The organism is Streptomyces halobius (genome assembly GCF_023277745.1).
GTDB lineage: Bacteria > Actinomycetota > Actinomycetes > Streptomycetales > Streptomycetaceae > Streptomyces > Streptomyces halobius.
This window is the reverse complement of sequence record NZ_CP086322.1, coordinates 172,576-187,586: the sequence shown is the minus strand read 5'-3', so window position 1 is coordinate 187,586 and position 15,011 is coordinate 172,576. Positions and strand designations below refer to the sequence as shown.

Sequence of the window (15,011 nt, the reverse complement as noted above, 5' to 3'; positions counted from 1 at the left end):
CCGGCCACCGCCTGCGCACCTGACACCCGCGTCCGACTGCCGCCCACGACAGGAGAACCTCAAAGAGGCCGCGACCGGACGGCCACCCGGAACCCCGTCCTGCCCGCAGACGGAAAAGTCACCAGGAACCCTCCCGAATTCGAAGGGCAGGATTCACCGCGGCGGATCGAGGCTGACACCTCAACAACCGCCATCAGTCGGCGCGTTGGCGGGACCCGGCGGTGGGTGTGGGGGGTGGTGTTGTCATACTGGGGGTGTTGTCGTGTTGGTTCGAGTTGAAGGTGCTGGTTATGGTCCGCACTGTGGTGCCTGTGGGGTTGGCGGTTGTTCTTGCGGTTGTTGGTGTGTTGCATTTTGTGTGGGCTTTTTCTCCGTGGCCGTTGAAGGATGAGGTGGCGTTTACCAGGGCGATTGGTGGTGGTGATGATGGGGTGATGCCGTCGGCGTTGAGTGCGATTGTGGTGGGTTTGGCGTTGGTTGGTGGTGCGGTGTTGACTTTGATGGTGAATGAGTCGATTCCGGGGGTTGGTCCGGGGTGGTTGCGGTTGGTGGGTATGTATGGTCTGACGGTGGCTTTGCTTGGTCGTGGGTTGGGTGGTTATTTGTTGAATTCGGGTGCTGTTGTTGAGTTTCGGCGGTTGAACAGTGTGTTGTATTCGCCGTTGTGTGTGGTGCTTGGTGTGCTGGGCGGGATCGTTGCGGTGGCTGCGAGCAAGCGTTATTGAGGTGGTGTCGGGGGCTGTTGCGGCGGTTTTCGTTGCGGTGGTGTGGGTTTGTGTTGGAGTGTTTTTTGGTGGGGGTGGGTTTTGGTGGGGAAGCGGGATTGGTTGCGGCCGGGTGAGCATGTGATTGTGACGGGGGGTTCGAGTGGTATCGGTTTGGCATTGGCTGGGGAGTTGGCTGTGCGGGGTGCGGTGGTCTCGTTGGTGGCGCGTGGTGGGGGGCGGTTGTCTGTGGCGGCGGAGGGGTTGCGGGAGGCCGGGGCCAGGGTGTTTACGCGTAGTGCGGATGTTTGTGATCCGGTGGGGTTGGCGGTTGCGGTGGGGGAGTTGGAGGCTGAGGCGGGTCCCTGTGCGGTGTTGGTGACTTCGGCTGGGCAGGCTCGGCCGGGTTATTTCCTTGAGATGCCCGATGATGTGTTCCGTACGATGATGGAGGTGGATTATTTCGGCACTCTGTGGGCGGTGCGTGCGGTGGTGCCGGGGATGGTGTGTCGGGGTCGTGGCACGGTGGTGACGGTTGCCTCGACGGCTGCGTTGGTCGGGGTGTGTGGGTATACGGCTTATGGACCGGCCAAGTTCGCCGTTCGAGGGTTGACCGAGGCGTTGCGTAATGAGCTGTGTCCGCATGGGATACGGGTGGCGGGTGTGTTTCCTCCGGATGTGGATACTCCGCAGTTGGCCGAGGAGAAGCGGCAGCGGCCGGCGGAGCTTGATGCGATTCCCAATCCCAGCAGTCCGCTGGCGCCGGGGACTGTCGCGCGGGGGGTTCTGCGTGGGTTGGACCGGGGGAGGCCGTTGATTTATCTGGATGGTTCTACTCGGCTGTTGGCCGGCTGGGGTGGTGTGATGGGTCCGTTGCTCCGCCGGTATCTGGACGGGAAGATCCGCTCGGCTGCTGGTTCCTCGGGTGGTTGAGCAGGGGGCGCACCGCGGGGTGGGTTGGCGGCAGTCTGCTGTGTGTGGCGTGTGGTGGTCCTGGTGGGTTGAGGTGTGTTGAGGTTGGTGGTGCCGTGATGCCAGGTTGGGGTGCTGGTGAGGGAGATCACCGGCATCGCGGTGGTACCCGGTGAGCTCCGGGACGGGCTCGGTGAGCGTGCGGTCCGCGGGGTTCGGACCGCCGGCTGTCCGGTCGTCTGTGTCGCGAGGGATCTCGGTGTCCTTATAGGGCTCTGCGCGGTTGAGGTCGCCCGCCAGGCCGGGGCCGGCCGCAGCGAGTGTGACGGGGGCTCACGAGCACTGAGCGGGGGGGCTTGGGCAATTTCCGTAAGGGCGTTGTGGGTTGGGGTGGGCTGATGAGTCCTCGAAGCCGTCGGTGTGTTTTTGTTCAGGAGGTCGACTGTCCGGGATGAGGCCGGGCAGGTGATCGACGCCATGCTGAGGCCGGCCAGGGCAGTCGGCCTGACGTGCTGGCCAGCGCCGAGCGAACGGAGTTGACCCAACTTCGCCGGGGAATGGCCGGGTTGCGGCGGGAGGACGAGATCCTGAAGGCTGCGTCGGTGTTTTTCGCGAAGGAGCTCGATCAGCCTCGCACGAGGCCGACGCGGTGATCAGCCACCTCCGCGACGACGTCGGGGTCGAGCTCGTATGCCGGGAACTGGACCTGTCGGTCTCGGCATGCAACGCCTGCCGCAAGCGCCCGGAATCCGCCCGCCGGCGGCGCGATGAAGAACTCATTGAGCACCTCCGCTGCATCCACGCCACCTCCGGTGAGACTTACGGAGCCCGGCGCGTACACCGCCGACTGCGGCGCGAAGGCATTGTTGCGGCCTGCTGCACCATCGAGCGGCTGATGCGCGAGGACGGTCTGGGAGGCGTCATCCGCGGGCAGCGGCGCCGCACCACCATCCCCGAACCGTCCGCCCCAGGCCACCGGACCTGGTCGACCGGCACTTCACCGCCCGCCGCCCAACCAGCTGTGGGTCGCCGACCTCACCCACATCCGCACCTGGTCGGGCTGGGTCTACGTCGCCTTCGTCCTGGACGTCTACTCACGGATGATCGTCGGATGGCAGCTCGCCACCCACATGCGTACCGATCTCCCCTTGGACGCCCTGGAAATGGCGTTGTGGCGGCGAGGGATCAAGAAGGGTTCGGGTCTGATTCACCACGGTGATCGCGGCTCGCAAGGCGGATTCAACCGGTCGTCGCAACACCGGCCTGTTGGATCAACAGTAGCTGTTCGTTGAGGGCCTCTGCGGGTGTCTTCCAGCCGAGTGTCTTTCGGGGCCTGGAGTTCAGGGTGGTGGCGACGGCATCGATCTCGTCCACGTTCCAGCGGGACAGGTCCGTGCCCTTCGGGAAGTACTGCCGCAGCAGGCCGTTGGTGTTCTCGTTGGTACCGCGCTGCCACGGGCTGCGCGGGTCGGCGAAGTAGACTGGCAGCCCGGTCTCGATCGTCAGCTGAGCGTGCTGGGCCAGCTCCTTGCCGCGGTCCCAGGTCAGCGAGCGGCGCAACTGCTCAGGAAGGGTGGTGATCCTGGCCGCGAGTGCGTCCCTCATGGCTTCCGCGCCGTATCCGCCCAGGGCTGGCCCGTTCTTCGTCCGCGGCTCGATCCCGTGGCCCTCCATCCGTGGCAGGTGCAGCAGCATCGTGAACCTGGTCGTGCGCTCCACGAGCGTGCCGATCGCGGACCGGTCGGTGCCGATGATGAGTCGGGTAGCGGGGACGCATTACTGCGTCCCCGCCCCCTCAGAACCGTGCAAGCAGCTATTCGCCGCACACGGCTCAAGCAAGCCCCAAAGGCTGGCTGGCAGGAGAAGGTGCTGGACTTGTCATTGCGGCGGCTCCATTCCGCCGTTGACAATGAGTGTGGAGGAGACGGATTCGTTGACCGTCCGGCGTGCTCTCGTCTGGAAACGCGATGTATTGCTTGGAGATCGCCTTCCGGATGACGACCCGCCACGCTTCCCATTCTCGTGGGCTTTGTGGCGAGTGGTCGGCGTGCAGCAGGAGCCTTCCGCAGATCGGGCAACGGCCGTGCTGTGCCTGTAGTAGGCGTACGGTCATGGCGTCGACTGGTAGAGGGGTGCCCTTGCGGCGCCGCTGAGCCCAATAGGATTCCAGGGTGGGATCGTCCGGGGACGCCTTTCCCTTGACCAGCTGGTGCCGGACTATCTTCGTCCAGGAGAACTTGAGGAGGTAAGCGCCGCTGTCGCGGTCGCCGAACACCCATCGGTCCTTCCTGGTCCTGTTGAACCGGCCGAAGTACTTGTCGGATATCCAGTGCTTCGGCTTGTTCGGGTGGCTGTGTTTGGCCCACTTGTAAGCGAGCTTCCACATGTGATTGTCCAGCGCCGTGAAGATCTCGCTGGACACCACCGTCCGGTAGTAGGCCGACCAACCCCGCACGATCGGGTTGATCTTCTTGAGTATTGCACCGGCGTTTGCCCCTCGCAGGGCCAACATTTCGGTGCTGAGCCGTTCCCGGATCCGTCGCTGAGCCGCTTTGCTCGGTTTGATTAGCAGTTTGCCGTGATAGCGGCGGACGTTGAATCCCAGGAAGTCGAACCCGCTCTCCGCATGGACGATTCGTGTCTTGTCCTCGTGGAAGGCGAGTCCCCTGGGCGTCAGCCAGGCAGCCAGCCGCTCTTTGACCTGTTCAGCCTGTTCACGGCTTGTGCACATCGCGACAAAATCATCTGCGTACCGCACCAGCACAGGGCTGCCGCTTTGTGCACTCCCGGCATCTCTGCCGGTGGTGTAGTAGCGGACCCCTGCGGCTTCCTCCATTCCATGCAGGGCCACGTTGAAGAGCAATGGGCTGATCACCCCACCCTGCGGAGTTCCCTCCTCGGTCGGGGCGAACCGACCGCGATCCACGATCCCGGCCTTCAGCCACTGCCGGACCAATCCCCGGGCGGGGAAGGTGCCGAGTGCGGCCATGAGCCGGGCGTGGTCGATGCGATCGAACGCCGCCGTCAGGTCCGCGTCGAGTACCCACGCCCGCTGCGGGTTCTTCCCGTTGAGCGTGGAGTAGATGGCCCCGATCGCGTCGTGACAGCCGCGGCCGGGCCGAAAGCCATACGACTTCGGCTCGAACCGCGCTTCCCACTCGGGCTCCAATGCTCCCAGTGCCACAGCTTGCAGGCACCGGTCGACAATCACGGGAATCCCGAGTCCGCGCTTCTTCATGGTTCCCGGTTTGGGGATGAACACCCTTTTGACGGGTTTGGGAATCCACGGTCGGGCGCGGTGCTGGACCCAGTGGGCCAATGCGGCCTTGGACTGGGACATCAACACGACCTTTCCGTCGACTCCCGCCGTCGCGCGTCCAGCGTTGATCTCCGTTACCCGTCGCACACTCAGGAGTGTGTTCGAGCGAGACCGGAGCATCAGCTTCTGCAAATTGCGGACTTTCTTCAAGTCCCCTGCCTGCGATGCCGTGAAGATCCTCTGCCGCAGACGCCGTACGTCTTCCTCGACCCGCCGCCAGTCAATCGACGCCCAGTCCAAGTCTTCGCCCTCGGGTCCGTTCACCGGCACAGAGGCAGCCGGAAGGGCCGGGGCCGATCCGTCCACTATCTGCATGGTGTCCAACTTGCCCCTCGGTTCCGTCGTCTTTATCCAGTGATTCTGCACAGGCTCACCCGGCCCACGTCAGCACCCTTTCGGGTCCGGGCAGTGCGCCCGTATCCGGACGGTTATGCGAGGCGTCCGGCGGAGAGGCCGGTCATGATGCACCGCTTTCCCGTTTCCTTTCGGCTTCCGGCGTTGGCTTGTTGGGCCGTCCTGTTCCCGCTGGGGAGTTGAGCCTTCCTCGCGGTCGGCTGACCGAGCCAAAGAGGCCCGGACCGCAACGGGGTTTCCACGTTCCACACGAATGAGATACGACCGGGGTGGGTGCTCCCTTTACCCCGAGGCGGCGGTGTCCACCTGGCCGGAGTGACCTCTACCGGCCAGCGCCTGCCGCTTCTCAACGGCTAGCCATGCACCCCACTCACGCATTCCATCGGCGGGGCTTGGGATCACGAGGCATCATCGGGAGTTCATTTGCTTCACCCGTCCGGTCTTCCCCTTGCCGGTAACTCCCGGATGGAACGGAAGTCCTTGGGCTTTCCCCTGAGCTTCGCACCACGCCGTTGCCGGCATCGCACGTCAAGGGCGGGGACGGGTCATACAGACACGGACCCGTGACTGCACCTACGGTTTCATCAACCGCCTCTCCAATCGGTCAGTCCACTCAAATTCGTGCGGCATCGTGTCGCACGGTCACCCTCCCAGTGGCCGGGCACCTGACGGTCCTCCGCTTCGGCCGGCCGCTCGCTGATCACGACGTCCGGGGTGACGTGCCCGCCAGGCCGTCGCCGCGAGCGTGCGCGCGGCACCCGCAATGCCCGCCCGGTACGCAGGCAGGCGACCAGCTCACGCTTGAGCGCACCGCGGCCTTGGACATAGAGCGCCTGGTAGATCGCCTCATGCGAGATCCGCATCGTCTCGTCCTCAGGGAAGTCGAACTCGAGCCGGTGGGCGATCTGCTCCGGGCTCCAGGACGTCGCCCACCGGCGATCCTGGCGTCGCGGCTTGTTCCGCCCCTTCCACGCCCGCGTATGCGGCCCCGTCACCGTCGTTCCATCCGGTGCCCTGACCTCTCCGGACAGTCGGTCCTGGACATAGTCGCGCAGCCGGTCGTTCTCGACGAGCTTGGCCGACTTGGGGCGCCTGGCCATCAGCTCCGCCTTCCACTGGGCAACCGACGCCCGGTAGTCGAGCTTGCCACCACGGGTGGCCGCGTTGCGGCGCAACTCCCGGGAGATGGTCGAGGGATGGCGGCCGACCCGGCGGGCGATCTCTCTCACACCAGCATCCTGAGCCTTCAACAGGGCGATCTCTTCCCGCTCTTCAAACGACAAGTATCGGCCCGTGACCGGGACACGCAGGAACGTCGGCATGCCGCCACGCTCCCGGAACCACCGACCGCCAGCCGCCTGCGACGCGCCGACCGCGATCGCGGCCTCCTCACTGGTGAGCCCTTTGCGGACCTCACGCCAGAACAACCGCTCCACGTCGCGTCGCAGCGACGGCTTGCCCAGCGACTTCATCGGTGACCTGCCGGTCAGCTCCTTCATCCAGCCCGCTGGCCTGCCCATCAACACCTCCACGATCAAGGTGTTGCGACGACCAGTTGAATCCGCCCAATACCTGTCGGTCCGTTATGGCGGGCGGCTGCTTGAGGCCGGTGCGGCCGCGTCCGTTGGCTTCGTCGCCGACGGTTACGTCAACGCGATGGCGGAGGTCCTGAACCGCTCTTTGAAGGCCGAACTGATCGAGTGCCAAGGCCCGTGGTGGGACGTTGACCAGGTCGAACGTGCCGTCGTGCAGTGGGTCGGCTGGTCAACACCGAGTGCCTGCACTGTGCCCTCGACTACTCCCACCCGAGGAATTCGAAGCCCAGCACTGCCGATCCCAGGCGACCTCGAACGCCGCCTGAAAACAGGCAATCCGGCCGCTACGGAACTGGGGGCGGTTCAGGTGGCTGTGTGTGCTGTGTTCTGGTCTTGGTGGGCGGTGGTGGGTGCCGGGTCTTGGTGTGTGCCGTGCTGGGGTGGTTATTTCCGGTTGTAGATGCGCATGGTCAGTGTGCCGAACACGGTGGTGAGGGTTGCTCCTGAGATGAGGACCCAGGTGATTTCGGTGCCGTTCGGGGTGCCGTGCATCAGGCTGCGTGTTGCGGTGACCAGGTGGGTGATGGGGTTGAGGTCGGTGGCTGTCTGGAGCCATCCGGGCATGGTGTGCGTCTCGACGAATACGTTGGACAGGAATGTCAGTGGGAACAGTACGTTGATGCTGAGGGCCATCACCGATTTCTCCGACCGCATCAGCAGTCCGATCATGGTCCACAGCCAGGAGAGTGCGAATGCGAATCCGACCAGTAGTGCGATTGCCGGTATCACGCCGCCGGCTCCGCCTTGTGGTCGGAAGCCGAGGGCGAGTCCGAGGAGCAGGATTACCGTTGCCGCTGTGAGGTATCGCAGTACGTCGCCGAACAGTGCCCCGAGCAGTGGTGAGGGGCGCCAGATGGCGAGGGTGCGGAACCGGTCGAAGATGCCTTTGTGGGTGTCGGTGTTGATGCCTGCGCCGGTGTACATCGTGATCATGATGACGCTGGTGACCATGATGCCGGGCAGCAGGTATTGCAGGTAGTCGGTCACCGATCCGGCCAGTGCCCCGCCGAACAGGTAGGTGAACATCAGCACCATGATGATCGGGAAGACGGTGACGTCGAACATCTGCTCCGGCAGGTGCTTGATCTTGAGCATGGCGCGCCAGCCGAAGGTGACCGACGCCGACCATGCGGACGGCCGCGGCGGTCTGTGGCCGGCGTTGAGCTGGGTGTCCAGGTGTGTCACCGCTGACGCCTCGTCCTGCCCGCCGGTCTGGTCCTGCCCGCCGGTCTGGTCCTGCCCGCCGGTCTGGTCCTGCCCGCCGGTCTGGTCCTGCCCGCCGGTCTGGTCCTGCCGGCCGGTCTGGTCGTGTGGGCTGGTTTGGTCGTGTGGGCTGGGGGTTTGCTGGGGCGTTGGTGGGGCTGGGTTTGTGCACGTTTGGCAGCTGCCGGCGATCACCGTGCCGGTGCACCCTGGTTGAAGGCAGTTGCGGGTGGGCTCGGTGCCGATGGTGGTCATGTTGCGGCCTCCTCGGTCGTGGCGGGGTGATCGGTCAGGGCGAGGAACACCTCGTCGAGGGTCGGTTGCCCGAGTGCGAAGCTGTCGACGGTGATGCCTGCTCCGGTCAGTTCGGCCAGTGCCCGCGAGGCCTGTTCGGCTGCTGTGCGTTGGTTGTTGCCGGTCAACTGGGCGGTGAGGGCGACGGGTTCGTCTTCGGGCTGTACGGTGGCGCCGAGGTGGGTGGTGAGCAGCTGCTGTGCTGTCGGTCGTTGGTGGGCGTCGCGGAGCCGGAGGTGGATCCTGCCGCCGCCGACGGATGCCTTGAGTTCGCCGGGGGTGCCGTCGGCGATGACCTTGCCCTGGTCGATCACCGCGATGCGGGAGGCCAGTTGGTCGGCCTCGTCGAGGTACTGGGTTGTCAGCAGGACGGTTGTGCCCCGGGTGACGATGGCCCGGACGATGTCCCATACCTGGCTGCGGCTGCGCGGGTCGAGGCCGGTGGTCGGCTCGTCGAGGAAGAGTACGTCGGGTGTGTTGAGGAGGGATGCGGCGATGTCGAGGCGTCGCCGCATGCCGCCCGAGTAGGTTTTGGCCTGCCGGCCTTCGGCCTCGGTCAGGCCGAAGGCCTCGAGGAACTGGGCTGCGCGCTTGCGTGCCTGCGGTTTGTGGTAGCCCAGCAGGCGGCTGAGCAGGACCAGGTTCTCGGTGCCGGTCAGGTCCTCGTCGACGGAGGCGTACTGTCCGGTGAGACTGATTTTGGAGCGCACCGCGTCGGCCTCGCGGACGACGTCGTGCCCGAAGATCCGTGCTTCGCCTTCGTGTGGTCTGAGCAGGGTGGTGAGCATCTTGACCGTCGTGGTCTTGCCGGCGCCGTTGGGGCCGAGCACTCCGTAGACCATGCCGGGTGGGACGGACAGGTCGACTCCGTCCACAGCCCGGGTGTTGCCGAACTTCCGCACGATGCCGGTGGCCTCGATCGCAGGCACGGTCATAGCTGGCTCACTTCCGTCTCCCGTCCGCATCCCTGTGCGCCGGACGGTGGGACTGCCGGCGCGTTCATGTGGCCGTCGGCCATGCACGGCGGATGCGCTCCGGGTCACCACGGCTACCGGCCCGGCGGCGTCCACGCCGTGGCAGTGCGACTTTAGTGACCTGGCGCGGTGACGGTCCGGTGTTGTCCGGAAACTGCCACACGCGCCGGGGATGTGCCCTGAACCTGCCAAGCGGACAGAGGGGTGGACATCGTCGGTGATAGGGCTGTAGCCAGGGCAACTCGGCGACATGGTGCCGGGCGGACCTTCATGTCCGGAAGTGACGGAAAACCTGCCGGACGCAGTTTTTCGACCTGTCAATCGGAGAAAACGATGCGCTCCTCCATTGGTTCGCCCGAGTTCGCGGACTCGTTCATGATCGAAACGCTGAACGAGTTCGGCCTGGCGGTGCGGTATGTGCGCGCCGAGGGCAACACGCTGTACCACGTCGCCGAGGACGGCACCGAGGTCGGCGTCTTCGATGCTGCCGGCGGGTTCGGTTCGCTGATGTTCGGGCACCACCACCCGCAGATCGTCGCGCACGCCAAGTGGCTGCTGGATCAGCAGACTCCCGTGCACACCCAGCTCGCCGGCTATACGTTCGCACTCAACCTCGCCGCCGAGCTGAACACGGTGGTCCGGCGTGAGCTGGAGACCGAGGACAGGTTCTTCGCTCATTTCGGCAACACGGGCGCGGAGGCGGTCGAGATCGCCGTCAAGCACGCCGAACTTGAGCGCGGTATGCGCATCGCCGGCCTGAGGGACGAGATCGCCGGGCACGTCGAGCAGGCGCGCCGGGCGGTGGCCCGGGGCGCCGCGCTCTCCGAGGCCGCCGCGGCGTTCGCGCACGGCGGCGGCTTCGAGGACCTGGTGGCCGAGGTGACACGGCGCAACGCCGTCACCGGGCAGCGCCCGCCGCTGTTGCTGGCGTTGGAGGGCGGTTTCCACGGCAAGCTCATCGGCAGCGTCCAGCTCACCTACAACGAGGCGTTCCGTGCTCCGTTCAAGGCGCTTGCCGCGCAGACCCGGTTCATCCCGCGTGACCGCCCCGAGTTGATCGCGAAGGTCGTCGAGGAGGAACGCGCCACGCTGTGGGACGTGGTGGTCCGCGACGGTGTCGTGGAGGTGGCGGAGCGTGATTTCCCGGTGTTCACGGCGTTCGTCGTCGAGCCGATCATGGGTGAGCGCGGTATCGTCCCGCTGTCGGCCCGGCTGGCCCGTGCGCTGCGCGAGGCGTGCGACACGATCGGGGTGCCGCTGGTCGCCGACGAGATCCAGTGCGGGATGGGGCGTTCGGGCACGTTTCTGGCGGGTACGCAGATCGGTCTGAGGCCCGACTACATCGTCCTTGCCAAGGCTCTGGGCGGCGGCATCGCGAAGCTCGGCGTGGTGCTGATCAACGAGCATCGGTACCAGAAGGAATTCGAGATGATGCACACCTCCACCTTCGGCCGGGACGGCTTTTCCAGCCTGGTGGCCGTGAAGGTCGTGCAGATGCTGGAGGCCGAGGACGGCAAGGCCTACCAGCTGGCCGCCGAGCGTGGTGCGAAGGCCCGGGCGATGATGGAAGCGATCAAGGCCGACTACCCGGACGTCGTCAAAGACGTCCGCGGCAAGGGCTTGATGCTCGGGTTCGAGATCCACAAGCAGTCGGGGTCGGCATCGCCGGAGATCCGTGAGGCGACCGAGCACGAGGCGCTGTCGTACATCATCGGCGGGCACCTGCTGCGCAAGCACCGAGTGCGCATCTTCTCCACGGCGAGCAGCGACGAGACTCTGCGCTTCGAGCCGTCGATCTACCTCTCGGACGAGGAGATCGCCCAGGTGGACGTGGCGTTCCGCGACGTCTGCCAGATCCTGCAAGACCAGGACGCGAGCCGTTTCGCCTGACAGCGGGCACTTCTCCGGCGCGGGACCGTGGGCTTGCCGAGGCGCACAGATCTGCACGGCACCTCTCCCGCGTCGCTGAACCGCTTCCGCTTCTCGCTTCGAGCGGCAACGGGCCTGCCGGAAGAGGAACACGCGCGCGCCGCGAAATTCTTTGTGCATCACTTCGTCACCGACAACAAGCAGGGATGTGCTGTGACCGACACGGAGCTCTTGTTCGACCCGTCGTTGCCGGGGCTGGCCGACGACCCTTATCCGCACTACGCGAGGCTGCGCAGGACCGACCCGGTGCACGAGCATCCCGCCGGCTACTGGATGGTCTCGCGGCACGACGACGCCACCGCGATTCTGCGCGCGCCGCGGATGTCGGTGAACGAAAAGAACCTGGCCGGCGCTTCGGCCGAGGACTCGGCCGAAGCCCAGGAGCTGCCGCCGGCGATGGTGGAGGCGGCGAACGTGATGAGCCTGTCCCTGCTCGACGTGGATCCCCCGGACCACACGCGGCTGAGGTCGCTGGTGACCAAGGCGTTCACGCCGAGGTCCGTCGTCGCGCTGGAGCCGACGGTGACCGAGCTGGTGGACGAGGCCCTGGACCGGATCGCCGACGGTGGCCGGGTGAACCTGATGGACGAGCTGGCGTTCCCGGTGCCGTTCGCGGTCATCTCGCACATGCTCGGCACACCGTCGGCCGACAGCGACCGGATACGCGAGCTGACCGGCAAGATCCACCGCTCGCCCGAGTTGCTGGACGAGGCCGAGATGATCGAGGGTATGGCCGCGATACAGGAACTGGTCAAGATCACCCGCGAGATGATCGACTGGAAGCGCGCCCACCCGGCTGACGACCTGCTGACCGCGCTGATCGCCGCCGAGCACGAGGGCGACAAGCTCACCGCCGATGAACTGGTCGCCCAGGTGCTGCTGCTCTACGCCGCCGGGCACGAGACGACGGTGAGCCTGATCGGCGGTGGCGTGGCCGCGCTGCTGCACAACCCCGACCAGTTGGAGCTGCTGCGCCGTCGGCCGGAGTTGGCCGAGAACGCCGTCGAGGAGTTCCTGCGCTACGACCCGCCGATCCAGCAGACCAGGCGGATCACCACGGCGCCGTATCCGCTGCGGGGCAAAGAGATCCCCGCCGGTTCGCTGGTGATGGTCGCCATCGCGGCCGCGAACCGCGACGAGGACCACTTCGGTGAGGATGCCGACAAGCTGCGCATCGACCGTCCCCACGCACGTCAGCACGTGTCGTTCGGCGCCGGCGTGCACCACTGCTTCGGCTCGGCGCTGGCCAAGATGGAGGGCCGGATCGCGATCAGCAGGCTGGTCGACCGGTTCGGCTCCCTGGCGCCGGCCGGCGACGTGGCGTGGAACGACCGTGTGGAGCTGCGCAGCGCCAAGGACGTACCGATCACGGTCTGACGCCACGCCAAGGCCGCTCGCCGACCCTGGCCGCAGACGGGCACCCCCGGTGTGTTGTCAGGTCAGGGCCGCCTCGTGCGGCACGCTCACCCGGGGCCGGGGTTTTGCCGCAGGCACGTGGACACGCCGTCGTACCGGGTTCGACCGCCCGCCCAGGGCGTCGGGCCGGGGCCGGTGCGCGCGGTCGACAGCGACGGCAATTCCCTGGACCTGCTCGCCCGCCGCCGTGACACGGCCGCGGCCGGCGTTCTGCGGAAACTGCCGGGCTCGACACGGTGCCACGGCTCACGTCACCCGGCCCCGCTCTACGCGCCGCACACCGCCGGCCATCACCGCCCGCACGCCGTGCGTGTACCGCCACAAGCCGGTGCCGGGCCCTGTGCGGCACCCCACCCGATCGGCACGATCTGGACCGTCGAGGAACCCTTGTGACCTACGTGATCGCCCAGCCCTGCGTCGATGTCAAGGACAAGTCCTGCATCGAGGAATGCCCCGTCGACTGCATCTACGAAGGCCGGAGGATGCTCTACATCCACCCCGACGAATGCGTCGACTGCGGCGCCTGCGAACCCGTCTGCCCCGTCGAGGCCGTCTTCTACGAAGACGACCTCCCACCCGACTGGACCGATTACGGCCCCGCCAACGCCGACGTCTTCGCCACCCTCGGCTCACCCGGCGGCGCCGCCGGTGCCGAACCCCTCACCGACGACCATCCCCTGATCGACCGGCTGGGGCCCGCCGGCCGCCGGCCCTGAAGCGTACGAGAACGACTCCGACGTCCTCGACGCATTGACCCGCAGCGTTGTGGACACCGCTGAGGGCGCCCGGCCCGCGCACGTGAGGTGAGGCGGGAATGATCGGCATGTGCGCCACCTGCAACAGCGGCCGGCCCGCGCACGTGAGGCGTGGCGGCCGGGCCGGCCACCGGGAGCGCTGCTCACGAGCGCACGCCGACCGAGCCGGCGGGCAGTCCGCACCGCGACCGCAGCGTCCACAGCGGCGGTCACCGCGGCCGGCGACGGCGATGCGGCAGTGCTCGCCCGCGCACGCGCCTGTTCGGCCGGGCCCGCGCTCATCGACATCACACACGCCCGGATGACCGGCCTTCAGCCGCACGGGCGGCGAAGGGGAGCCGCCTCTGCGACGCGGCCGACCGGCTCGGTGCGGCGCTCACCGTGCCCTGCTCCTCCAGGACGCGCCGGTGGCGAACCGGGCGCCGGAAGACGGCCGGTGGCGCTTCGGGCGGCCCCTTCGGCCGCTGCGGGCGCTGCCCGTCGACACAGCCGCGCCCCGGGTTGCCCAGCCCGGCCGGCCGGCGCGCCCGGGCCATCCGGACGCCGGAGGCCCTGCACACCGTGCCTCTTCGAGACGATGCCGGGCAGGCAGCGCCCGCCGGCAACAAACGTCTCCAGAGCCCGAACGGGCCGCTGTGGCCCGGCAGAACCGCCGCGCCTGCGGCCAACGGGCTGCGCCGCAGCCTTTCGGAATAATCGGCCGCGGAATGCGTTCACAGCATTTTGCTGGCAACTTCCTGAAAGCCGCGTTGCATACGGCAGGTCCCGGCAGTTGGATGGAGCGCATGGAAAGCGCTCGGGCAGGGCCGGGCGGCTTTTCGGTGGCATACGTCCGTCCCCCAAGGTGCCGCCGTGGCACGGGGCCCCGAGAGCCATAACGGATCCGGGGCCCTGTGCGTTGTGGTGCAGACGCCCGAGGAAGACGGAACCATGAAACGGATACCCATCGGCCTGGTGTTTCCACGACAAGGAACACACAAAGCGGGAAGGGGCGAGGCCGGCAGGAAACCCCGTCCGGGAACTCACGGAGTCCCTTTCAAAAGCCGCCGGAAAAGACGTTCCGAACTGCGTCCGCACCGGTGCGGAGCGGTTTTCTCCGCACCGGCCCGGTGCGGCTCGCAAGCGGGCGCCGTCGCCCACGCCGAGCGGTGCACGGCGGCGCAGGCGACGGCACGGCCGGCTGCCCGCACCCTCGACACGGTGGCGCCACCGGCCGCCGCCCGTGGCCGGGCCGTGCGTGACACCGCGCAGGAGCGCGCCGGCACCATCGCGTCCCGGCCGCCGCGCCTGGCGGACACCGACAACCGGTGCCACTGCTGCGGGAAGGGGGCGACGTCCGCGTCGCCCCGGCCAACGCGCCCGGCCACAGCGCCCTTCGGCCTTCATCGAGGCGCCGCCCGCCGCCGCGGCCGACGCCGGCGCGCTGTGCACAACGCCGTCTTCGCACCCGCGCCTGCCCGTGGCCGCCCCCATCGAGGCGAGCCGTATGCCAGCGCCGGCAACCGGCCCGACCCCACCACCCCGCCCGCGCACCTGACCGCCTTCGGGGACAGGCC

General features: G+C 67.1%; 11 protein-coding genes and 3 pseudogenes. 9 read left to right on the top strand and 5 right to left on the bottom strand.

Annotated elements, in window-relative coordinates:
- Positions 1–290: 290 nt before the first annotated feature.
- The 4 genes and pseudogenes from K9S39_RS00745 (at position 291) to K9S39_RS42625 (ending at position 2,908) form a co-directional block, all read left to right on the top strand.
- Positions 291–725, top strand: coding sequence for a DUF3995 domain-containing protein (locus tag K9S39_RS00745; protein ID WP_248861361.1), 435 nt, complete (start codon positions 291–293; stop codon positions 723–725).
- Between the two features lie 42 nt (positions 726–767).
- Complete coding sequence (locus K9S39_RS00740; RefSeq protein ID WP_319949520.1) at positions 768–1,637, top strand: SDR family oxidoreductase; 870 nt, start codon at positions 768–770, stop codon at positions 1,635–1,637.
- 628 nt (positions 1,638–2,265) lie between these two features.
- Positions 2,266–2,493, top strand: a pseudogene (locus K9S39_RS42630) (IS3 family transposase); the annotation flags it as partial.
- Between the two features lie 142 nt (positions 2,494–2,635).
- Positions 2,636–2,908: a transposase gene (locus K9S39_RS42625; protein ID WP_406708114.1), complete on the top strand. Its 273-nt coding sequence runs from the start codon at positions 2,636–2,638 to the stop codon at positions 2,906–2,908.
- Here the strand turns inward: K9S39_RS42625 and K9S39_RS00730 are convergent.
- The 3 genes and pseudogenes from K9S39_RS00730 to K9S39_RS00720 form a co-directional block, all read right to left on the bottom strand.
- Positions 2,856–3,374 (bottom strand): annotated as a pseudogene (locus K9S39_RS00730) (IS30 family transposase); the annotation flags it as partial. The gene K9S39_RS42625 and the pseudogene K9S39_RS00730 sit on opposite strands and share 53 nt — an antisense overlap.
- 73 nt (positions 3,375–3,447) lie before the next feature.
- Complete coding sequence (ltrA, locus tag K9S39_RS00725) at positions 3,448–5,250, bottom strand: group II intron reverse transcriptase/maturase (protein ID WP_248861358.1); 1,803 nt, start codon at positions 5,248–5,250, stop codon at positions 3,448–3,450.
- A gap of 680 nt (positions 5,251–5,930) precedes the next feature.
- Positions 5,931–6,788: pseudogene (locus K9S39_RS00720) on the bottom strand (transposase); the annotation flags it as partial.
- On the opposite strand from K9S39_RS00720, the gene K9S39_RS00715 reads away from it, so the two are divergent.
- Positions 6,745–7,284, top strand: a complete 540-nt coding sequence (locus tag K9S39_RS00715) for a hypothetical protein (protein WP_248861357.1) — start codon at positions 6,745–6,747, stop codon at positions 7,282–7,284. The pseudogene K9S39_RS00720 and the gene K9S39_RS00715 overlap by 44 nt on opposite strands.
- Here the strand turns inward: K9S39_RS00715 and K9S39_RS00710 are convergent.
- Together K9S39_RS00710 and K9S39_RS00705 are read right to left on the bottom strand one after the other, a co-directional pair.
- Positions 7,269–8,342 (bottom strand): ABC transporter permease, encoded by a 1,074-nt coding sequence (locus K9S39_RS00710; protein WP_248861356.1) that lies wholly within the window; start codon positions 8,340–8,342, stop codon positions 7,269–7,271. The genes K9S39_RS00715 and K9S39_RS00710 overlap by 16 nt on opposite strands.
- The gene (locus K9S39_RS00705) at positions 8,339–9,316 is read right to left on the bottom strand and encodes an ATP-binding cassette domain-containing protein (protein ID WP_248861355.1); all 978 of its coding nucleotides are present in this window, start codon (positions 9,314–9,316) and stop codon (positions 8,339–8,341) included. Before K9S39_RS00705 ends, K9S39_RS00710 begins: the two co-directional genes overlap by 4 nt.
- Positions 9,317–9,688: 372 nt before the next feature.
- Here K9S39_RS00705 and K9S39_RS00700 point away from each other — a divergent pair, with 372 nt between their 5' ends.
- The 4 genes from K9S39_RS00700 to fdxA all read left to right on the top strand — a co-directional run bounded on the left by K9S39_RS00700 (position 9,689) and on the right by fdxA (position 13,416).
- Complete coding sequence (locus K9S39_RS00700) at positions 9,689–11,245, top strand: aspartate aminotransferase family protein (RefSeq protein WP_248861354.1); 1,557 nt, start codon at positions 9,689–9,691, stop codon at positions 11,243–11,245.
- 192 nt (positions 11,246–11,437) lie between these two features.
- Entirely contained in the window at positions 11,438–12,661 is a 1,224-nt protein-coding gene (locus tag K9S39_RS00695) for a cytochrome P450 (RefSeq protein WP_248861353.1), read from the top strand.
- A 117-nt stretch (positions 12,662–12,778) separates the two neighbouring features.
- Positions 12,779–13,093: a hypothetical protein gene (locus K9S39_RS00690; RefSeq protein ID WP_248861352.1), complete on the top strand. Its 315-nt coding sequence runs from the start codon at positions 12,779–12,781 to the stop codon at positions 13,091–13,093.
- Positions 13,090–13,416 (top strand): ferredoxin, encoded by a 327-nt coding sequence (gene fdxA / locus K9S39_RS00685; RefSeq protein WP_248861351.1) that lies wholly within the window; start codon positions 13,090–13,092, stop codon positions 13,414–13,416. The genes K9S39_RS00690 and fdxA overlap by 4 nt, the downstream gene beginning before the upstream one ends.
- Positions 13,417–15,011 lie beyond the last annotated feature (1,595 nt).